This is a genomic window from Kitasatospora sp. NPDC088779 (assembly GCF_040685395.1).
Taxonomy (GTDB): Bacteria; Actinomycetota; Actinomycetes; order Streptomycetales; family Streptomycetaceae; genus Kitasatospora.
Genome location: NZ_JBFBHW010000002.1, coordinates 293,876 through 315,039 on the forward strand (window position 1 = coordinate 293,876; position 21,164 = coordinate 315,039).

Consider the following 21,164-nt stretch of genomic DNA (forward strand, 5'->3'; position numbering starts at 1 on the left):
GCGAGACGACCCTGCGACCGCCAAGACCCGTCCTCGCCCGAACTCCCCCGTCCCACCGGCCGGGTGGCGTCGCGGAGGAGGTAGCCCCGTTGACACGTCGGCGACAACGCCTGATGGTCTGTTACCTGCTGTGGATGGTGCTGTTCACCGGCGTCTACTACGTCAACCCCTCGCAGCGGATCATCTGGTGGACGGGCATCGGACTCGGCAGCAGCGCGGCCATCGTGGCCGGCGTCCGCCTCAACCGCCCCGCGCACGCGCTGTTCTGGTACGTGCTGGCGCTCGCCAACCTGAGCTTCACCGCGGGCGAGGTCGTCCAGGTCGTCCAGACCCAGTTCCTGCACCTGCACAACCCGTTCCCGTCCGTCGCCGACGGCTTCTACCTGGCCGAGTTCGTGCTGTACGCGGCCGGTGTGCTCGGATTCATCCGCTGGCGCACGGCCCGTCAGGACCGCGCCGGCCTGCTCGACGCGCTGATCCTCACCATGGGCCTGGCGCTGCTCGCCTGGATCTACCTGATCCTCCCGTACGCCCGCAACCCCGACCTCTCCTGGTTCCGGAAGGCCGTCTCGATCGGCTACCCGCTCGGCGACGTGGTCGTCCTCGCCCTGCTGCTGCGGCTGCTGACCCCGCGCGGCGGCAACAGCCGGGCGCTGCAACTGCTCACCGTCGGCACCGTCGGCATGCTGGTCGCGGACACCCTCTACGGGCTGATCCAGTTGCACGGCAACTGGCACATCGGCACCCCCGTCGACTTCGGCTGGGCCGCCTTCTACACCGCCTGGGGCGCGGCAGCGCTGCACCCGTCCATGGTCGAGCTGACCAGACCCGTCCCCACCCAGCAGCCCGACCTGAGCGCCGGCCGCCTCGCCCTGCTCACCCTGGCCTCGCTGATCGCCCCGGCGATCCTGATCATCGAGTCGCTGAACGGCAACACCAGCAACGCGGGCGTGATCGGCGCCTTCTCCGCCCTCCTGTACCTGCTGGTGCTGGCCCGGCTGGCGGTCGTCGTGGTCGCCCGCCGACAGGCGATCGCCCGCGAGCGGGCCCTGCGCGAGGCCGGCGCCAGACTCACCGCGGCCGTCACCGTCGAGGAGGTCGCGGACGCCGTCCAGGCCACCGCCTCCACCCTGATGCCCACCGAGCCCGGGCACGTCGCCCTGCTCGCCGTCACCGAGGCCGGCGTCCTGCACGTGCGGCACGCCGAACGCGGCGCCGCCCAGCACCACCTCGGCCCCGTCACCGACTCCGACGAGGCGCTCGCCCTCGCCGCCTACCGGGAGACCCGGCTGCTGCCCGTCGAGGACATCGGCAGCGACCTCGCCGCCCGCCTCGACGGCATGCCCTCCGCCCTGCTGTGCCCGCTCACCCTCGACGAGCGCCCCTCCGGCGACCCGCTGATCGGCGCGCTCATCGTCACCGGCACCGCGCAGGAGCTCACCAGCCTGTGGGGCTCGCTGGAGATCCTGGCCGCGCAGGCCGCGCTGGCCGTCGAACGGGTCATGCTGAGCCAGGAGGTCAACCGCCGCAACAGCGAGCTGTACTTCCGCACCCTGGTGCAGAACGCCAGCGACGTCATCCTGATCCTGGACGCCGACGACGGCGTCCGCTACGCCTCCTCCTCCGCCGAACGGGTCCTCGGCTACCCCAGCCTGGACGGCACCCTGCTCACCGAGCTCGTCCCGCCCGAGGACAGCCGGGCCGTCGGCAGGGCGCTGGCCCGGATGCGCGGCCCGGTGGACGCCGCCCCGGCCCACGCGCCGGAGCACTCGCCGCCGCGCGAACCGCCGCACTCGCCTCCGCACTCGCCGACACGCGAACCGCTGCGCGAGCAGCCCCGTGAGCACTGGCGGCTGCTGCGGCAGGACCGGACCCCGATCGAGGCCGAGGTCCGCTTCAACGACCTGCGCGCCGACCCGACGGTCGGCGGCCTGGTGCTCACCCTGCGCGACGTGACCGAGCAGCGCCAGATGGAGCGTGAACTCACCCACCGGGCCTTCCACGACTCCCTCACCGGCCTCGCCAACCGGGTGCTGTTCCTGGACCGGGTCGGCCACGCGCTGTCCCGCGGCGAGCGCAGCGGCGCCGTCACCGGGGTGCTCTTCCTCGACCTCGACGACTTCAAGGTGGTCAACGACACCCAGGGGCACGCGGTCGGCGACGAACTGCTGATCGCCGTCTCGCTGCGGGTCTCCACCGCGCTGCGCAGCTCGGACACCGCCGCCCGGCTCGGCGGCGACGAGTTCGCCGTCCTGGTCGAGGACGCGCTGCGCCCGGCCGACGTGGACGCCATCGCGGACACCGTACTGGCGGTGTTCGCAGAACCGTTCAAGCTGAGCGCGGGGGCCGTCCGGGTGACGGCCAGCATCGGCGTCGCCACCACCGAGGACAGCGTCGACGCGGCCGAACTGCTCACCCATGCCGACCTCGCGCTCTACTCCGCCAAGGCGGCCGGCCGCCGCCAGTGGCGCCACTACCAGCCCGCCCTCCAGACCGGGCTGGTGGAGCGGCACGAGCTGAACGAGAACCTGGACGCGGCGATCGCCGAATCCTCCTTCCAGCTGTACTACCAGCCGATCGTCGACCTGCGCACCGGCGGCCTGGTCGCCTTCGAGGCGCTCGTCCGCTGGCCGCACCAGCGGCGCGGCATGGTGCTGCCCGACGAGTTCATCGCCCTCGCCGAGGAGAGTGGCCAGATCGTCCCCCTCGGCGCCTGGGTCCTGGAACGCGCCGCCCAGGAGGCCGCCGCCTGGCACGCCGCCAGCTCCGCCGACCGCGCCGCCGCCGGCCTCCCCCCGCTGCGGGTCAACGTCAACGTCTCCGCCCGCCAGTTCCGCGACGCCGGCTTCGTCGACGTCGTCCGCGGCGCCCTGCGCAGCTCCGGCATCGACCCCCACACCCTCGTCCTCGAACTCACCGAATCCGTCCTGATGCGCCGCGACGACCGCGTCCACGCCGACATGGCCACCCTCGGCGACCTCGGCGTCGGCATCGCCATCGACGACTTCGGCACCGGCTACTCCTCGCTCTCCTACCTGCGCGAGTTCCCGATCTCCATCCTCAAGATCGACAAGTCCTTCATCGACTGCCTCGGCCTCTCCCCGCAGCAGTACGCCCTCGTCGAAGGCATCACCCGCATCGCCGACACCCTCGGCGTCCGGGTCATCGCCGAAGGCATCGAACACCCCGAACAGCGCGACCTCCTCGCCGCCATGGGCTGCCCGCTCGGCCAGGGCTACCTCTTCGCCCACCCCATGACCGCCCCGCAGGCCCGCGCCCTCGTCGGCGGCACCGCGCACGAACCGGCCTGACCCCCGATCTCAGGTCCACACCTCAGGTCCACACCTCAGGGCCGCGCCTCAGGTCCACACCTCAGGGCCGCCTCAGGTCCACGCCCAGCGGATGCCCGCGACCCCGGGCCCCAGCGCGGTCGCCACCACGTGCGCCAGGTGGTGGCTGTCCAGGGTGAGGTCGGCCAGGCTGTCGTCCGGACCCTCCGAGTCACTCGCCGTGAACCACTGGCACTGCACCGGGAGTTCACCCGGATCGAAGCGCACCCGCAGGACGTAGTGGTCCGCCGGGAAGCGGAAGGCCGCACGGTAGCGGCAGCACTCGGCCGCGCTGTGCGGGCGCACCTCGAAGGAGAACACCTGGGTCTCGGAGCAGTGCAGCGAGCGGTCGAACAGCAGCTCCGCGAGCACCACCCGGGCCACCGGATCCCGGCGCACCCGGCCCAGCCGGCAGCTGTCCCCCGCCACGATCTCGACGGCCCCCTCGTCCACCCCCTCGTCGCAGTCGTAGATCAGCAGCGCCCGGTCGACCCCGTCCTGACGGGCCCGGACCGCCACCATCGAACTGAGCGCCGCCAGTTCACGATGCGGCCCGACCGTCACCGTCGCGCACTCGGTGACCACCTGGAGCTTCCCGGCCGCCGGGCTGTCCAGATCCGCGAGCAGCCCGCCCAGATCACCGGGGGTGCGCACCATCTGCGGGTACGGACGCGGCCCGCCGCCGTCGCGGTCCGCCCCGCCGCGCGGCCGCGGCGCACCCAGCAGGGCGGTGAGCGCGTGCGTCGGCAGCCCGAGGATCTCCTCCAGCGCGGCCACCACCCGTAACGACTCCGGGCGCTCAGGTCGGCGCAGCCCGCGCTGCCAGTAGCTCAGGGTCGTGACGGCGATCCGCAGTCCGCGCTCGGCCAGCCGGCTGCGCAGCCGCTCCAGCGGCAGCCCGCGGGCCTCGATCGCGGTGCGCAGCGCGAGACCGAAGGGCCCGCTCCGCAGCGCGGCCAGCACGGCGGCGCTCTCCGGGGCAACACCGGGCGGCGGTTCCTGACGACTGACCATCGGGACTCCCGGGGCTACTGGCCCGGCCGGCACGCGGCGGCGGGGCCGAGGGGACACGGCGGCGGTGCGGGGGCGGGGGGTGCGGGGGACGGCGGCGCGGGGGCGGGGGGACGCGGTACGGGGGGACGCGGCGCGCTGTGAAATTACCGGCTTACCCCGGCCGCGTCCATATCCGGGAGCCCCGCTCCCGGCCGCCCGTCTGCGGCTCAGCACCTCCGCCGCAGCACCCCTCTTCACAGCCCCGTTCACAGCACCGCCCGCGCCCCTCCGGGGGGTCTGGGAGAGGCCCGGCGGGCTGCCTACTCTTCCTAGCAACCCCGGTCCGGGCCCGCCGCGTCGGCCGCGCGGCACACCCCCACACAGCACACCCCCACACAAGGCACACCCCAGGGCGGCGCCGGGTGCACACGGAGCCGCCCGTGCCCCCGCACGAAGGAGTTCCCCCATGAGCGGACCCATCCGTGGGTCGTCCCTGCGCGCCGCACTGGCCGCGCTGTGCATGCTGGCCGCCGTCGTGACCACCGGCGCCGGCACCGCCTCGGCCTCCCCCCAGGCCGCCGTCGGAAGTTCCCAGACCTTCGCCGCCAGTTCCCGGCTCAACATCTCCATGCAGACGCAGGAGCAGGACCAGTGGTGCTGGGCCGCCTCCGGCGACACCATCGCCACCTTCCTCGGCCACGGCACCGACCAGAACTCGTTCTGCGACCTCGCCTACGGCCAGGACACCTCGTACCAGTGCCCCAACCAGCCCGGCCAGCTCTCCTGGGTGCAGAACGCGCTCTCCGCCCTCGGGGTGTCCCCCGGCCAGGAGACCGGCGCCCTGTCCTTCAACACCATCGTCAGCGAGATCAACGCGGGCCGGCCGATCGAGACCGGCATCTCCTGGCTGGCCGGCGGCGGGCACGCCCAGGTCATCTACGGCTACGACCAGAGCAACAAGTCCATCTACTGGGGCGACCCGTGGCCCAGCAGCAACCGCTACAACCTGGCGTCGTACAGCTACTACGCCGGCTACAACGGCCAGTTCAACTGGAACGACTCGCTGTACCGGATCGGGGCGTGACACGATGACGCACTTCCGCGCCCCGCGCGCCCTCGCCGCCATCGCCCTGGCCGGCAGCGGACTGCTCGCCGCCGCCCCCGCCCTCGCCGCCACCTCGGCCACGGCAGCCGGCGCCCCGTCCGCCCCGTCCGCGGCCGACGTCACCGCGGCCGCCGCGGCGGCGAAGGCCGCCCCCGTCGTGCAGACCCTCGGCGGGTTCTTCGCCCACGGCTCCGGCCAGGGCTCCTCCGACGCCCGCCAGGCGCAGGCCGCCGCCCCGGCCCGGGTGGTCGGCGACACCGTCCCCGTGTACTACCTCAACCCGGACTTCGTCGCGGCGGCCTCCGTCGGGGCGCCGGTCGCGAAGTTCGCGTTCATGGCGACCGAGGCCGACGCGGCCGACGGCCGCAAGGCCTCGGTGTGGACGGCCCCCGACCCGCACGCCAGCGGGTCCTGGGCCGAGATCAACATAGCCTCCGGCAGCGACGAGACCGACCACGCCGCCGCCGCGGCAGCACTGGGCCGGGGCGCCGTGGCCTTCGAGGAACCGCAGATCCGGGCCTGGTACGCCCTGGTCGACGGCCAGGTACGGCCGCTCAACCCGGACGCGGTCCGGTCCGTGGGCGACGCGGGCATCACCCTCGCCCAGTACCAGCAGGTGGTCCACGACCGGTACGCCGACAAGCTGCCCGGCACCGACTACGCCAAGGCGCACCTGCTCGGCGGCTTCGACCGGGGAACGGCCCCCGTCGCGGCGCCGGCCGGCGACTCCACCCCGACCGCCGCCCTGCTCACCGGGGCCGGCACCCTGCTCGCCGCCCTCGGGCTCGGCACAGCGCTGCTGCGCCGCCGCCGGGCGGGCCGCGGCACCGCCTGACGGCACCTGTGCTCGGGTTCCACTTTGCGAACAGCGCCGATGGCGGGGCACCTCCGGGTGTCCCGCCATCGGCGGGTAGCGGTGGAAAGCCCGCACAGCAATTGACTGCACGTCACTTACTAATTTCACGACCGTCCCAGGCCCTTTCGCGCACGCGATTGGGGACCCTCTTCGCATGTCGGACACCTCGCTCACCTGGGGCGATGTCATCAAAATGACTCCATTTCTCACGGCTTCTCAGCGTAAGCGATCTGTTACGCAATCGTCATCCTGATTGGTCACTGGGAGTCAGCTGGGGGTGAGAGATTGTGCTTCGGCTTCGATCAGGCCATTCAAAACAATGCACATCCCTTGAGAGAGTTTTTGATGAAACGACGGTCTCGGGCCTCGTCCGCTTTTGCGGGCGGGGCCTTCTCTACGCGTCGGATGCGCCCCGTATCAGCGCTCCTGACGCTCGGCCTGCTGGTGCAGGCCGGCGTGGTGGTGGACGCGGTGACAGCCGCTCCGGCCACCGCCGCACCCTCACCCACCACTCCGCCCACTGCTCCGGCCACCGAGGCGCCTGACGAGGCTTCGGCGCTGCTCTCGGCCCGGCTGCAGAAGCGACGGATCGAGGTCACCAACGCCCGGACGGAGTTCACCACGCTGTGGGCGAACCCGGACGGCACGCTGACCTCCGACCGCTCCACCGGCCCGATCCGGATGAAGCTCGGCGAGGCCTGGGTGCCCGTCGACACCACGCTGGTGCAGACCCCGGACGGCAAGGTGGCGCCGAAGGCGCACCCGGGCGGGGTGGTCTTCGAGGGCGGCGACGCCGGGGTGACGGTGGGCGACAGCCTGCCGGGCGCCGCGATACCGACGACCGCACCGACCACGGCACCGAGCGCCGCAGCCACCACTGCGCCGACCACGGCACCGGCGACGTCGCCCAGTGCGATACCGACGGCCCCCGCTTCCGCGTCCCCGTCGTCGTCTCCGTCGGCGTCGGCTTCGGCTTCGGCTTCGACCTCGGCTTCGGCTTCGGCCGACGCGAGCCGGGCCTCCCGCAGCGGCGCCCGCGCCGCCGCCCCGGCCGCCGACCCGCAGTCCGCCCCGGCCCCGGTCCCCGCCGAGCGCGAGCTGGTCAGGATCGGCTCCGGTGAGCAGCAGGTCAAGTTCGGCTGGCTGGGCAAGCTGCCCAAGCCCAAGCTGGAGGGCAACAAGGCCACCTACGTCAACGCCCGCCCCGGCGTCGACCTGGTCCTCGAAGCCACCCGGACCGGCTTCGAGCAGTTCCTGATCGTCAAGGACCGCTCCGCCGTCGCCCAGACCGGCACGGTGACGCTCCCGCTGGACACCACCGGGCTCACCGTCTCGCCGCAGCAGGACGGTTCGATCCAGCTGCTCGACAAGGCGACCGGCAAGGCGGCGGTCAAGATCCCGACCCCCGTCATGTGGGACGCCGCGGTCGACCCTGCCTCGCAGGAGCACCTGAACCGCGGCCCGGTGACGATGGAGGTGCGCGGCCAGGGCGCGGACACCGAGCTGGTGTTCACCCCGGACGCCGCCTTCCTCGCGGACCCGAAGACCCAGTTCCCGGTCACCGTCGACCCGGTGGTGGACGTCGGCACGACCTTCGACACCTACGTCCAGACCAACGAGAACATCGACGCCTCCTCGTCGACGGACCTCAAACTGGGCAGCTACGACGGCAAGGTCGTGGCCCGGTCGTTCCTGACCGTCCCGGGCGGGTCGTTCAACGGCAAGCAGATCCTGGGCGCCACGCTCAACCTCGCCAACCATCACTCCTCGTCCTGCATCCCGAAGCAGTGGGAGGTCTGGAACGCGCCCGGCGCGGCCTGGTGGACCCGCTGGGGCAACCAGCCCGCGATGGAGCGCAAGTGGGCCACCTCGAACGACACGTACGACGTGGCGAACGACGGTGACACCCACGACTGCTACGCCTCCGACGGCACGTTCTGGGCCAAGGCCGACGTCACCGAGATGATCCGGTACTTCGCCGGGTTCGGTCACAACGAATACGGGTTCGCCCTCAAGGCGGCCGACGAGTCGAGCAACCTGTCCTGGAAGAAGTTCAGCTCCGCCGAGGGCTACTGGCCTCCGTACCTCTCGATCACCTACAACACCGTCCCGGCCACCCCGGCGACAGTGGAGGTGCAGCCGTCCCAGCAGGGCAACCCGCGCTACACCTCGGACGCGAACCCGCGCTTCCAGGTGCAGGCGGCCGACCCCGACGGCGACCCGCTGAAGATCTACCTGGACCTGTGGCGCGGCGGCACGTTCATCGGCAGCATCGTCCGGGACACCCCGAACGGCGCGATCGCGACCGTCCGCCCCTCCGACTACGGCATCGCCAAGCTCGACGAGGGCGTGCAGTACACGATCTGGGCCATGCTCGACGACGGCAAGTCCCGCTCCGGCTGGGTCGGCACCAACGTCATCGCCGACACCGTCAAGCCCGGTACGCCGTTCGTGAGTTCGGCGGACTACCCGGCGGATGGGCTCTGGCACGGCACCGCCAACCAGGCCGGGTCGTTCACCTTCTCCCCCGCCCCGGGCACCGACGACACCGCAGCCTACGTCTACACCCTGGACGGCGGCACCCCGGTGACGGTCGCCGCCACCGGCGCGCTGACCACGTCGATCACGCCGACCACCGAGGGTCGGCGCGTGCTCAGCGTGCAGTCCAAGGACCGCGCGGGCAACCTGTCCCCGCCCGCGACGTACACCTTCCAGGTCGGCCAGGCGGGCATGAGCTCGCCGGTCAACGGCACCCAGTCCGCGAAGCGCGTCAAGCTCGCGGTCGACGCCCAGGCGCAGTTCCAGCGCGTCGTCTACCAGTACCGCCGGGGCCCCGGCGCCGCGGAGTACAACGTCCCGCGCACCAACCTGACCAAGGCGGACAACACCGCGGTCACCGAGGACAAGCCGCGTCTCGCGGACCTCGGCCCGCACGCCAACTGGAGCGTCCTCGACACGCTCGGCCAGGTCGGCGGCGTCGTCCAGGTCCGCGCTCTCCTCTTCCCCGAGGACGGCTCCGGCAACGGCTACGCCACCGTCTGGAACACCATCACGGTCGACCGCAACGCCGACGGCGCGGCCGGCGCCGGCATCGGCCCCGGCTCGGTCAACCTGCTCACCGGTGACTACTCGACCGACATCACCGACGCCGACGAACGCGGCCTGTCGGTCAAGCGCACCGCCTCCTCGCGTGACCTCGGCCGCGGCTGGCAGCCCCAGGGCGAGCGTCTGACGCTCAACCAGCGGCAGATCGGCACCGACCTCACCGGCTTCACCGCCGGGCAGGCGGCGCTGTCCCGCTCCACGGTCCGCGGCCACGACAACTCGCCCGACTCGCTCCTGGTCGTCCCGGCCGGCTCCGGGTGGGACTCCTTCGCCGCGCTCGGCCCCGAGTACACGCTCGGCCAGGGCATGCAGCCCGGCAGGACCTACCGGCTCACCGGTTGGATCTACGTCCCCGGCGCGACCGGCCTGGACAACCCGCTGGCCAACCGCGGCCTGCGGATGGTCGGCGTCTACCGCACCCCGGCCGGCTACGGCGAGACCGCCTCTCCGAAGGCGTCGTTCACCGACGGCTGGCAACAGCTGACGCTGGACCTGACGGTGCCCAAGGACGCCACCGAGGCCTGGTTCCGCCTCTACAACGGCAACACCGCCGGCAGCGGCAAGGAGGTCTTCTTCGACGACCTGTCGCTGAAGGAGATCGTCGCCCCGTTCGGCCCGCAGTGGGCCGGCGGCCCGGACGCGGGCACCGGCTCGGACTACCGGGCGCTGTCCTTCCCGCAGTCCGACCTGGTCGAGATCAAGAGCAACGACGACAACTCGCTGACCTTCGCCAAGGGCACGGACGGAACGTTCTTCCCCGAGCCGGGCGCCGAGTCGATGTCGCTCAAGGCCGTGCCGGCCAAGTCCGGCGCGATCGTCCTGTCGGCCACCGGCCAGTGCCTGGAGGTCCCGAACGGGGCCGCCGGCAACGGCGCCGGACTGCGGCCCGCCGCCTGCACGGGCGGGTCGAACCAGCAGTGGACCCGTGGGGACGACCTGACCCTGCGCCTGCTCGGCTACTGCCTGGACAACCCCTGGGGCCAGACCGCCAACGCCACCGCGCTCACGCTCTGGGACTGCAACGGCGGCGCCAACCAGCAGTGGGAGGTGCGCACCAACGGCACGGTCATGAACCGCCAGTCGGGCCAGTGCCTCGACGCCGACAAGGGCGCCTCGATCTGGGTCTGCTGGACCGGGCCCAACCAGGTCTGGGACCTCCAGACCTCCGGCACCGCCTACGAGCTCGGCGAGCTCGACGGTTCCAAGACCGTCTTCGCCCGCCAGGCCGGTTCGAACATCTACCAGGTGGTGAGCGAGACGGGGCCCGACGCGGCCTCGACCACCCGCTACCAGTACGACACCACCGACGGCCGCTCGCTCGTCAAGCGCATCATCCCGGCCGTCGAGCCGGGCGTCGACGACGTCAACGGCTGCACCGTCGACCCGCTGCCGCGCGGCTGCGAGGTGATGGAGTACGACTACGCCAAGGCGACCACCGCCACGGCCGCGACCCCGGGTGACTATCTGGACCGCGTCCGGGGCGTGAAGGTCTGGACGTGGAACCCGGCCACCTCCAAGCAGGAGGCCGTCGAGGTCGCGCACTACGCGTACGACGACCGCGGCCGCCTCGCCCAGGTCTGGGACCCGCGCCTGGCCACCCCGCTGAAGACCGCGTACAGCTACGACGACGCCGGCCGGGTCACCCGGATCGGCGCCGCCGGTGAGCTGCCGTGGAACTTCGACTACGGCAAGGCAGCGGCCGACCAGGATCCTGGCCGCCTGCTGAAGGTCCGTCGCGGCACGCTCGCGCCGGGCAGCAAGGACCAGGTCACCGGCGAGAACGCGACGTCGGTCGTCTACGAGGTGCCGCTGACCCGCGGCGCCGGCGGTCCGAACGACCTGGCGGGCGCGGACGTCGCCAAGTGGGCGCAGACCGATGCGCCGACCGACGCCACCGCCGTGTTCGGCCCCGAGGACGACCCTGGCGCCAACACCGCCTCGGCAGCGAAGCCCGGTCCGGACGGCTACAAGCCGGCCACCGTCCACTACCTCAACGCCTCCGGCAACGAGGTCAACACCGCGGCACCGTCCACTACACCGGGCGGTGACATCAGCACCACCGAGTACGACCGCTACGGCCACGCCGTGCGCGGCCTGTCGGCCACCAACCGCTCCATCGCGCTCGGCGTCCACCCGGACGCGGACAAGCTCGCTGCCGAGCTGAACCTGACGACGGCCGACTCCGTCTCGCGCGCCCGGCTGCTGGACTCCCGCACCGTCTACACGGCCGACGGCCTGGACGTGACGGAGATCCTCGGACCGGTCTACCGAGCCTCGCTCGCCGAACAGGTCAACGGGCAGACCAACCCGGCCGTCGTCACGGCCGAGGCCGAGAAGCTGCCGCAGCTGGGGACCAACGCCAAGGTCCAGATCGACAACGACTGCTGCGGCGTCACCTGGTCCGGCGGTGCCCAGCTGGGCATCCGCGGCACGGCGGCGGGAGCGTTCGACGCCATGCGCGTCACCGTTCCCGAGGAGGGCGAGTACGTCCTCTCCGGCCAGCTGACGAAGAACAGCGACCACGGCGTCATCCAGTGGGCGATCGACGGCAAGGACGTCGGCCAGCGGCTCGACACCTACAGCGCCAGCGCCGCGGTGGCCCCGTACACCACCGGCGCACCCGTGAAGCTGACGCGCGGCGACCACGAGCTGAAGCTCACCGTGGTCGACACCAACGCGGCCAGCAGCGGCGAGCGGTTCCACACCGGCATCGACACCGTCACCCTCACCAAGGCGACCGTCAACCCGACGCTCGCCGCCGGGACCTCGGTCGTCGCGCGGGACCACAACACCAACACCTACGACGAAGGGAAGCCCGACGGCCAGGCCTACCACCTGGTCACCACCGCCACCGACGGCGCCCGCATCGACGGCTACGCCGACGACGTGGAGCTGCGCGTCACCAAGCACGGTTTCGACACTCCGATCGGCGGCACCCCCGGCTGGACGCTGAAGAAGGCGACCTCGGTCACCACCGACGCCCTCGGCGCCAAGCTGACCGCCTACGTCAAGTTCGACGCCTCCGGGCGGGCGCTGGAATCCCGCAAGCCGGGCTCCAACGGCACCGACGCCGGAACGGTCAAGTCGGTGTTCTACACCGCCGGGACCAATGCGGACGACGCCGCGTGCGCCAACCGTCCCGAGTGGGCGGGCCTGCCCTGCGTCACGCTGCCGGGCGGGGCCGTCACCGGGGCCGACGCCTCGCGGATGCCCACCACCCTGCCGGTGAAGCGGGTCACGCGGTACTCGGCGTTCAACGAGCCGGAGGAGGTCACCGAGACCAACGCGGGCAAGTCCCGCAAGACCGTCACCGTCTACAACGAGCTGGACCGGATCCTCTCGACCGAGATCACCTCGGACGAGGGCAAGCCGCTGCCGAAGGTCACCGTCGAGTACGACCCGGCCACCGGCGACGCGGTGAAGACCACCTCCGACGGCAAGTCCCTGACCCGGGTCATGGACCAACTGGGCCGACTGATCTCCTACACGGACGCCGACGGCGGCACCACCACCACGGAGTTCGACCGGTTCGGCAAGCCGGTGAAGGTGAGCGACCCGACCGGGTCCACCGGCTACGCCTACGACCGGGTGAAGGAGCCCCGCGGGCTGGTCACCTCCGTGACCGACAGCGTGGCAGGCGAGTTCACCGCCAAGTACGGTCCGGACGGCCAGCTGGTCGAGCAGACCTACCCCGGCGGCATCGTCCGCAAGGACACCTTCAACGCCGTCGGTGAGGCCACCGGCCGCACCTACACCCGCACCTCGGACAACACGGTGGTCTGGGCCCAGACCACCGACATGTCCACCCAGGGCCAGGTCGCCAAGGACACCAGCTCCACCGCCACCCGTTCCTACCAGTACGACCGGCTCGGCCGGCTGGTGAAGGCCGAGCAGACCACGGCCGCCACCGGCTGCGTCACCCGGCAGTACGCCTTCGACGCCCACTCCAACCGCCTGTCCAAGCAGACCTCCCCGCGCGGGGCGGCCGGCGAGTGCAGCACGGCCGGGGCCACGGCGGAGAACCACACCTACGACAGCGCCGACCGGCTCACCGACGCGGGCTTCGTCTACGACGCGTTCGGGCGCACCGTGAAGACGGCCACCGGCGCGACCAACACCTACTGGGCGAACGACAAGGTCGCCGTCCAGGAGAAGGGGGACACCAAGCAGGAGTGGGCCGTCGACGCCGCCCACCGCCTCACCGCGTTCACCACCAGCAAGAAGCAGGCCGACGGCACCTGGGCCAACGCCACGTCGAAGCTCAACCACTACGGCGACGACTCCGACCAGGTCCGCTGGACGGTCGAAGACACCACCCAGGGCAACCTGACCCGTAACGTCACGGGTCCGGACGCCGGTCTGGCCGCCACCACCAGCAGGACCGGTGACATCCAGCTCCAACTGACCAACCTGTTCGGGTCGGTGGTCGTCACCACGGACACCGCGCTGACCAAGCCGGTCGTGCTGGACTTCGACGAGTTCGGCATCCCCCAGGACGGCCAGGCCAACGTCCGCTACGGCTGGCTCGGCGGCAAGGAGCGCTCCGCGGAGGCGCTGGACGGCGACATCCTCATGGGTGCCCGCCTCTACAGCCCGGCCCTGGGCCGCTTCCTCCAGATCGACCCCGTCCCCGGCGGCAACGCCAGTCCGTACGACTACTGCACCGGCGATCCGGTCAACTGCACCGACCTCGACGGCAACTGGGGCATGCCCAAGTGGCTGAAGAAGACAGTGGAGGTCGTCGCCAAGGTCGCTGAAGTCGCGTCCTACATCCCCGGCCCCATCGGCGCCGTCGCCGCCACCGTCTCGGCGGTCTCCTACGCCGCGACCGGCAACTGGGGGAAGGCCGCGGAGATGGCCATCACCGCGGTCGCCGCCACCGTCGGCGCCGGCCCGGTGGTCAAGGCCGTCGCGGCAGCCGCCACGACGACCAGGGTCGCGGCCAAGGCGGGCAAGATCGCCTCGGCCGCCAGAACGGTCTTCCGGCGCACGGAGGCCGTTGCCTGCCCGATCGGGAACTCCTTCACGCCCGACACTCCCGTACTCATGGCCGACGGCACCTACCTGCCGATCGGTGACGTGCGGGTGGGTGACCATGTGGCGGCAACGGATCCGGAGACCGGAACCACCTCCGCCGAGCCGGTGCTGGACGTCATCACCGGCTACGGCACTCGACACATCGTCGAGATCAGCACCGACGCGGACGCCTCGGCCGCCCCGCTACAGGCCACTGACGGCCACCCGATCTGGGTGGAGGGCCGCGGCTGGGTGAAGGCCCTGGAGGTCCGACCGGGAGACCGGCTGCGCTCACCCGACGGCACCACGCCGGTGGTCACTGCGGTCGACGACCTCGGTGACCTGGACGGGCAACTGGTCGTCAACCTCAACGTCGGCAACCGGCACACCTACTCGGTGCGCGACGCGAGCAACGACGTCGTGGTGCACAACTGCTCAGGCGCCAGCCTTTCCCACCTGACGTACATGGGCCACATCTTCCCGCGCCACGTGCTCCGGTTGGCCAACCCCTGGAAGTCGAAGTTCGCCACGAGCAATCCGCGAACGATCAAGCGAATGATCAAGACGGCCATCAAGAAGGCCCCGGCTCAGCCGAACACCAATGGCACGCCCGGCCACTTCCACGTCTACGACTTCGGCAACAGGACGGTCGGCCACAACAAGAACGGCATACGGAAGACCAGCATCAAGGTGGTGGTGCGCCATGGCAAGGTCGTCACTGCCTACCCGGTTTGACACGAGTTGGAGGTCACTACATGGGGCTGGATGTCTTCTGGAATTCCGAACTCCCCGATCTGACAAGCTGGGGACTCTCGCAGAGGACGGTCACCGAATCGTTCGGGGATGAGGATGACGTGCTCATGGACGCCATTGCCAACCTCCCCCGCGAGGGTTTCCCGACACTGTTCCGCATCGACCTCTACGGCGACACACTGCTGGACTCCCGACAGTGTGCGACCGCACGCGCAGAGGTGCGAACGATTCCCGATTGGAGGGAGAATCCGCAGTTGGTGCGCCTGGACACACTGCTGAGCAAATGCAGTGAGGCGCCCGGCACCTTCGTCTACGTCGCTGGAGACTGAGGGGCCCCGTCCCCGGAAGTCCTCGGCTTTCCCACTTCCTCTCGAAGCACATCGGCCGCAGGGGGCGCGTCCCCCTGCGGCTCGACCAACCATTGATCTACTGAACGAACCCGTAGGGGCGCCATCCGAAGTTCGGATGGCGCCCCTACGCACAACGCAACTGGGGTGGGACATGCAGAAGAGGCGCAGTCCCTGGGCTCTCGCGTACTTCCCGATCGGGCTCGTGTGCGCACTGATCGCGGCCTCGTCGGCGGCGTTCTTCACCAGGGTCGACGACCTCATGCCGATCGTCCTCGCCGGGGTTCCGGGCCTGGTCCTGACGCTCCGCTCCCCGGTCCACGGGGTCTCCTTCGGCGCGGACAGCGTGAAGTACTGCGGGCTGCTCCGGGCGCGGGCCGCCGCGCTCACGGCTTCGGCGCAACCTCCAGCGCCCGGGAGAGGGCGGTGAGGAGGGAGAGGGTGGGGGCGACGTGGCCGGCCTCGATGGCGCGGATCTGGGCGTCGGTGAGGTCGGCGCGCTTGGCGAGGTCCGCGGTGGAGAGGCCGAGGGCGGTGCGGCGCTCGCGGACGACCCGGGCGAGGGCGCCGGCCGGGTCTCCGTCCGGGTGGGCGGGGAAGTCCTCGATCAGGGGGCGCGCGTGGTTCACCGAACCTCCTCATACGCGGGTGGGGGCGCACAGCCTGGCACATGATCAGAGCGGGAAGTGCGAAGCGGCGGTCAAGGATTCTTGACCGCCGCTTTGTCGTCCGGCCACTTGACTCGCTACTTGACGGGGTGCGGGTGGCCGAGGTGGGGGAAGACGGGGAGGACGTCGGTGTGCGGGGGGATGTGGTCGCTGGTGATCTTGCCGCCGGAGACCATGGTGAGGCGGGCCGAGGTCACGTCGTCGACGAGGGTGCGGCCGTTGGGGTAGGCGGCGGGGCGGGAGCGGTCGTAGCGGAGGATGTCCGGGAGGACGAGCTTGAGGGTCTCGGTGGCGGCCGCAGTGGTGTAGTCCCCGGTGTGCTGGAGGACGGCCGTCCAGGCCTCGCGGTAGGTTTCCCAGTCGTCGGCCGGCTCGCCCGCGTTGTACGCGTCCTTCACCTCCTCCTTGTTGAAGTAGGCGGTGAGGGAGGGGTGCGCGCCACGGTCGACGGAGACGAGCCGGCCGTCCTGGCGGAGGCTGACCCGGGCCCAGACGCCGATCGTCGGGTCGGGGCCGAGGTCGGTGTCGGGGACTTCGAGGGCGATGCCGAAGACGTTGGCGTCGGCCATGGCGTCCTTGCCGGTCCAGGTGAAGTCGTTGACGATCCCTTCGAGGTCGGCGAAGAAGGGATCGCTGCGCAGGCCGACGGAGAGCTTGCGGCCGTTCACCTCGATGACGTCGGGCGCGTCCCCGAAGGCGACCGGGGCTTCGGAGAACAGGACGTCCCCGGTGGGCTCGTGCTTCTGCGCGGCGGCGCCGGTCGCGCGGTGGACGGTGACGGTCTGGGCGCCGGTGTGGGTGGGGGCGGAGAAGGTGAAGGAGTAGGCGACGTCGGCGCGGTGGTCGCCGTCGTTGTCGATGTTGATGCGGTAGACGGCGTCGGGGTGGAACTCGGCCGCCTGGGTGGGGGCGTAGGGGTTCGCGTTCATGATCAGGACGGTCCGGCCGGGCGCATCGGCGGCCGGGAAGGCGAACACGTCGGTCAGGTCGAGCCGCGCGTCGCCCCGGGGGGAGCGCAGGTTGGGGCCACTGAGGTGATGGGACATGGGACCGTTGGTAGCAGCCCCCACCCGGCACCGGCCCGACGACACCCGCACTCCGCCCGCCCGTCCGCCGATTGGCCGTCATCTCCCGGCGGACCGCCGACGGAACGCCGACGCCCGCCGCGCGGAAGCGACGGGCCAACCCTCCGCATCCGGATAGGCGCGCCGAGCACTCACCGAATCCGTGGTCAGCATACGTCCAGGGCGCCGCCGTTTCCTCCGGGCCGGCGAAGGTTTCGTCGGCGGCCCGGGCCGCTACGGCGTCGGCGCTACTCGGCATTTGACATAGAGTCAATTTCCCAATGGTGAGCTGGACTTGAGTTTCCATTGGCTCTATTGCGCCGCTCCGCTTCACTCCTCACGCCGAAACCGCACTCCGTCAGCCCTCGGCCCGCTCGCCGCCGCCGAACACCGCCTTGATGAGCCGGTCCAGCGCCTTCGGGAACTCCTGCGCCGGGTCGGATGCGGAGTCGCCGGTGGTCAGTCCGGCGGTCAGGATCTTGCTGCCGTCGGGGGTGCCGATCATCAGTGCCCCGTAGCCCCCGGGGGCGCCGCCGTTGTGGTGGACGATGGTGCCGCCGTCCGGGCCGAGGTCCTGGACGAACAGGCCCAGGCCGTAGCCGAGCATCCCGTGCGGCGTGCGCATCTCGTCCAGCAGCGGGGCGGGCAGGAGCGTGCCGCCCAGGAGTGCGGCGAAGAACGTGTGGAGATCCCGGGTGGTCGAGATCAGGTCGCCGGCGCCGACCAGGAGGGAGAGGTTCTGGCGGGCGACGTCGGCCACCTTCCACTGGTCGCCGTCCTGGTAGCGGTAGTAGCCGTGGGCGTGCGGCCGGGGGAGCTCCGGCGAGTCGCCGGGCACCACGGTGTCCCGCAGTCCGAGCGGCCGCAGGATCCGCCGCCGCATCTCCTCGGCGTACGGGCGGCCGGTGGCCTGCTCGATCAGGAGCACGGCCAGCGTGTAGTTGGTGTTGGAGTAGCTCTGGTCGGTGCCCGGTTCGAACCGTGCCGGCCTGGAGAGGGCGAACTGCACGAGTTCCCCGGGCCGGTAGCTGTGGAACCGGTTGTCCACCCACTCCTTGCCCATCGCGGGGATCCCCGGTACGAACGTCCCGTCGGGTTCGAGGTCGCCGGTGTAGCTGGCCAATCCGCTGGTGTGCTGGAGCAGCATCCGCACGGTGATCCGCCGGTCCAGCCCGAACTGCGGCAGGTGGTCGGCCACCGGGGTGTCCAGCCCGATGGCGCCGTCGGCCACCAGGTGCAGCACCAGGGTCGCGACGAAGGTCTTGGTGGTGCTGCCGACCCAGAACTTCCCGTCCACCGACGGCTTCGCGGCCTCGCCCAGCTTGCGCACCCCGGCGCTGCCGACCCACTCCCCGCGCTCGTCGTGCACGCGCAGCTGTATCCCGGCGAAGCCGGCGTCGACGAACTCCTGGGTGGCCTGCTGCAGTTCCGGGCGGTCCTGGGCGGTGTCGTTCTCGACGGTGTGGAGGGTGCTGGTCATGGTCGTTCCTCGTCTCGCGGTGGGATGTGCGCGGCGCAGTTCAGGGGTGGGTGAGCGGTGCCGCGTCAGAGACTGCGGGCGGTGATGTCGCCGTAGGCGGTGGTCGCGTGGATGCTCAGGCCGGCGGCGGCGCCGTCGGCGTTCTTGAGCGCGTTGTGGATCCGGCCGTAGGTGGTGCCGGCGTCCAGGGAGGCGGAGACTCCGCGGGCTGCGCCGACGGAGACGTCGCCGGCCTCGGTGCGCAGCGTGATCGTGCCGTGCACGGCTTCGGTGATGTGGATGTCGCCCTTGGCGGTGGTGATCTCGGCGGGGCCGTTGAGGCGGCCGACGGAGATGTCGCCGGCGAGGACGGCGAGGTGGGCGCCGGCGGTCTCGTCGAGCTTGACCGAGGCCTGCGCGCCTTCGAAGGTGACGTCGCCGAGGCGCCCGACGCCCCGGAGTTCGGCGCTGGCCGTCTTCGCCTGGATGCGGGAGCCGGCGGGCAGTTGGACGGTCACCTCGACGGTGCCGGACTGGCCGAGGATCCGGTTCTCGGCCGCCGCCGCCTCGATCCGCAGGACGCCGTCGGCGTATTCGACGGTGGTCCGCTCCGCCGCCTTCACGTCGCGGCTCTTCGAGGCGTCGGCGGGCAGGACCTCGACCGTGGTGTCGGCCCGGTCGGCGGCGATGAACCGGATGCGCCCGGCGGGGATGTCGAGGACGGTGGAGACCGGGGCGGGGGTGGCGAACTTCTGCATGATGCTCTCCTGCGGCTCGTTGTTTCTGACAACGGAAACGCTACGTTGCCTTCAAGATTCCTGGCAACAGTCATGTTGCGTACAATCAGCATCATCGCAGGTCAATGCCTCATTATCGTTGCAACAGTTGCAGATTTAACGCAACGTCAGTCGCGCCGACCGTTGCATTGGATTGCACGTGAACGCTATGCGCGGCCCCGCCCCGGCGCGCCGCCGCATCAGCCCACGGATGTAAACCCCCAGGCCAATGCGCCCGGCCGCACTGTCATCCGGTGGTCGGATGTGGCCGGGTGCGCCGCGATGACAGCCTTCCGCTCAGGTGCACGGAGATCCATCGGACGGTCCGTCAGGGGCGCTTCCCCGGAGGTCCGGTGTCGAACGACGGCCGCACCTGCGAAGACCGCGCGCCTCGGCCCGGTTCTGTCCAGCACACCCAGGGAGGGCCCATGACCACCACGCCGTTCACGAGCCGACACGCCATGACGCGCCGCCGCCTGCTGGGGGCCGCACTGGCCGCCGGGGCCACCGGGGCCGCCGCACCGCTCGCCCTCGCCCGCCCCGCGTGGGCGGCGGACGGGGCCACCACCCCCGGGACCACCACGCCCGCCGCCACCACCGCCACCGGCGGCCCGGCGCGCCTCACCCTGCCCGAGCCCACCGGGCCGCACCCCGTGGGCACCGTCCCGCTGCACCTGCTCGACGCCTCCCGCCCGGACCCGCTGGCCGGCCCGGGCCGGTTCCGCGAGCTGATGGCGAGCGTCTGGTACCCCGCTCGCGAGGCCGGTGAGCACCCGCTCGCGCCCTGGATGGCCGACGGCGCACTGCGGGCGTTCCTCGCGGACACGGGCTTCGCCATCGACCCCGCCCTCGCCCCGCTCACCTCCGGCCGCGTGGGCGCCCCGGTCCACCGCGCGGGCCGCCGCCTGCCCGTCGTCGTCTACTCGCACGGCGCGCACAGCCACCGCGCCGACCACACCGTGATGGTCCAGGAACTCGCCAGCCACGGCTACGTGGTGGTCACCGTCGACCACACCCGCGACGCGATCACCGAGTTCCCCGACGGCCTGGTCCTCACCCCGGACCGGAGCGTCCCGATGGGGCCGAAGGACTTCGCCGCGGACATCCGCTTCCTCCTCGACCAGGTCGACGCCCTCGCCGCCGGGTGCAACCCCGACGTCGACGGCAGGCCGCTGCCCGCCGGGCTGCTGCACGCCCTCGACCCGGACCGGATCGGCATGTTCGGCTGGTCGAAGGGCGGTACGGCCACCGCCTACACCATGCTCACCGACCGGCGCGTCCGCGCCGGGCTGAGCCTGGACGGCCCGATGCAGCCGACCATCACCACCGACCTGGACCGGCCGTTCATGATGATGACCGCCGCGTTCACCCGGGCCGGCCAGCCGGACGTCGCCGAGTTCTGGCCGCACCTGCGCGGCTGGCGCCTCGATGTCCAGGCCCAGGGCGCCGTGCACGTCTCGTACGGCGACAACCAGGTGCTGATCCCGCAGGCCGCGAAGCTCCTCGGCCTGACCGACGAGCAGGTCCGGGGCATGATCGGCACCCTCGACCCGGCCCGCGCGGTGAAGATCCAGCAGGCGTACCCGGTGGCCTTCTTCGACCTGCACCTGCGGCACCGTGCCAGCCGCCTCCTCGACGGCCCGTCCGCGGCCTTCCCCGAGGTGACCTACTTGCCGTGAACCCGCGACCGTGG

11 protein-coding genes are annotated in these 21,164 nt (G+C 71.5%); 6 read left to right on the forward strand and 5 right to left on the reverse strand.

Annotated elements, in window-relative coordinates; translation table 11 throughout:
- Positions 1 to 89: 89 nt before the first annotated feature.
- Positions 90 to 3,311, forward strand: a complete 3,222-nt coding sequence (locus tag AB0P03_RS02850) for an EAL domain-containing protein (protein ID WP_363627624.1) — start codon at positions 90 to 92, stop codon at positions 3,309 to 3,311.
- A gap of 72 nt (positions 3,312 to 3,383) precedes the next feature.
- On the opposite strand, the gene AB0P03_RS02855 is transcribed toward AB0P03_RS02850, so the two are convergent.
- Positions 3,384 to 4,343, reverse strand: a complete 960-nt coding sequence (locus AB0P03_RS02855; RefSeq protein WP_363579627.1) for a helix-turn-helix transcriptional regulator — start codon at positions 4,341 to 4,343, stop codon at positions 3,384 to 3,386.
- Between the two features lie 445 nt (positions 4,344 to 4,788).
- Between AB0P03_RS02855 and AB0P03_RS02860 the strand changes: the two genes are divergently transcribed.
- The 4 genes from AB0P03_RS02860 (at position 4,789) to AB0P03_RS02875 (ending at position 15,486) form a co-directional block, all read left to right on the forward strand.
- The gene (locus AB0P03_RS02860) at positions 4,789 to 5,406 is read left to right on the forward strand and encodes a papain-like cysteine protease family protein (RefSeq protein ID WP_363627625.1); all 618 of its coding nucleotides are present in this window, start codon (positions 4,789 to 4,791) and stop codon (positions 5,404 to 5,406) included.
- Between the two features lie 4 nt (positions 5,407 to 5,410).
- On the forward strand, positions 5,411 to 6,262 hold the full coding sequence (locus AB0P03_RS02865; RefSeq protein ID WP_363627626.1) for a hypothetical protein: 852 nt from the start codon (positions 5,411 to 5,413) through the stop codon (positions 6,260 to 6,262).
- Between the two features lie 426 nt (positions 6,263 to 6,688).
- Entirely contained in the window at positions 6,689 to 15,139 is an 8,451-nt protein-coding gene (locus tag AB0P03_RS02870; RefSeq protein WP_363627627.1) for a ricin-type beta-trefoil lectin domain protein, read from the forward strand.
- A 20-nt stretch (positions 15,140 to 15,159) separates the two neighbouring features.
- A complete protein-coding gene (locus AB0P03_RS02875) occupies positions 15,160 to 15,486 on the forward strand; it encodes a hypothetical protein (protein WP_363579631.1) in 327 nt (108 codons plus the stop codon).
- A 404-nt stretch (positions 15,487 to 15,890) separates the two neighbouring features.
- On the opposite strand, the gene AB0P03_RS02880 is transcribed toward AB0P03_RS02875, so the two are convergent.
- The 4 genes from AB0P03_RS02880 to AB0P03_RS02895 form a co-directional block, all read right to left on the reverse strand.
- Positions 15,891 to 16,133: a helix-turn-helix domain-containing protein gene (locus AB0P03_RS02880; RefSeq protein WP_363627628.1), complete on the reverse strand. Its 243-nt coding sequence runs from the start codon at positions 16,131 to 16,133 to the stop codon at positions 15,891 to 15,893.
- Between the two features lie 116 nt (positions 16,134 to 16,249).
- Entirely contained in the window at positions 16,250 to 17,218 is a 969-nt protein-coding gene (locus AB0P03_RS02885; protein ID WP_363627629.1) for a DUF4331 family protein, read from the reverse strand.
- Positions 17,219 to 17,594: 376 nt separating this feature from the next.
- Positions 17,595 to 18,716 (reverse strand): serine hydrolase domain-containing protein, encoded by a 1,122-nt coding sequence (locus AB0P03_RS02890; protein WP_363627630.1) that lies wholly within the window; start codon positions 18,714 to 18,716, stop codon positions 17,595 to 17,597.
- A 65-nt stretch (positions 18,717 to 18,781) separates the two neighbouring features.
- A complete protein-coding gene (locus tag AB0P03_RS02895) occupies positions 18,782 to 19,453 on the reverse strand; it encodes a DUF4097 family beta strand repeat-containing protein (protein WP_363579637.1) in 672 nt (223 codons plus the stop codon).
- A 446-nt stretch (positions 19,454 to 19,899) separates the two neighbouring features.
- Here AB0P03_RS02895 and AB0P03_RS02900 point away from each other — a divergent pair, with 446 nt between their 5' ends.
- Positions 19,900 to 21,150, forward strand: a complete 1,251-nt coding sequence (locus AB0P03_RS02900; protein ID WP_363627631.1) for an acetylhydrolase — start codon at positions 19,900 to 19,902, stop codon at positions 21,148 to 21,150.
- Positions 21,151 to 21,164 lie beyond the last annotated feature (14 nt).

What these genes read in the sequence shown, in the direction of transcription:
- AB0P03_RS02900 (WP_363627631.1), top strand. Translation starts at nt 19,900, where the DNA reads ATGACCACCACGCCGTTCACGAGCCGACACGCCATGACGCGCCGCCGC.
- AB0P03_RS02865 (WP_363627626.1), top strand. Translation starts at nt 5,411, where the DNA reads ATGACGCACTTCCGCGCCCCGCGCGCCCTCGCCGCCATCGCCCTGGCC.
- AB0P03_RS02855 (WP_363579627.1), bottom strand. Translation starts at nt 4,343, where the DNA reads ATGGTCAGTCGTCAGGAACCGCCGCCCGGTGTTGCCCCGGAGAGCGCC.
- AB0P03_RS02890 (WP_363627630.1), bottom strand. Translation starts at nt 18,716, where the DNA reads ATGACCAGCACCCTCCACACCGTCGAGAACGACACCGCCCAGGACCGC.
- AB0P03_RS02895 (WP_363579637.1), bottom strand. Translation starts at nt 19,453, where the DNA reads ATGCAGAAGTTCGCCACCCCCGCCCCGGTCTCCACCGTCCTCGACATC.
- AB0P03_RS02860 (WP_363627625.1), top strand. Translation starts at nt 4,789, where the DNA reads ATGAGCGGACCCATCCGTGGGTCGTCCCTGCGCGCCGCACTGGCCGCG.
- AB0P03_RS02870 (WP_363627627.1), top strand. Translation starts at nt 6,689, where the DNA reads ATGCGCCCCGTATCAGCGCTCCTGACGCTCGGCCTGCTGGTGCAGGCC.
- AB0P03_RS02885 (WP_363627629.1), bottom strand. Translation starts at nt 17,218, where the DNA reads ATGTCCCATCACCTCAGTGGCCCCAACCTGCGCTCCCCCCGGGGCGAC.
- AB0P03_RS02875 (WP_363579631.1), top strand. Translation starts at nt 15,160, where the DNA reads ATGGGGCTGGATGTCTTCTGGAATTCCGAACTCCCCGATCTGACAAGC.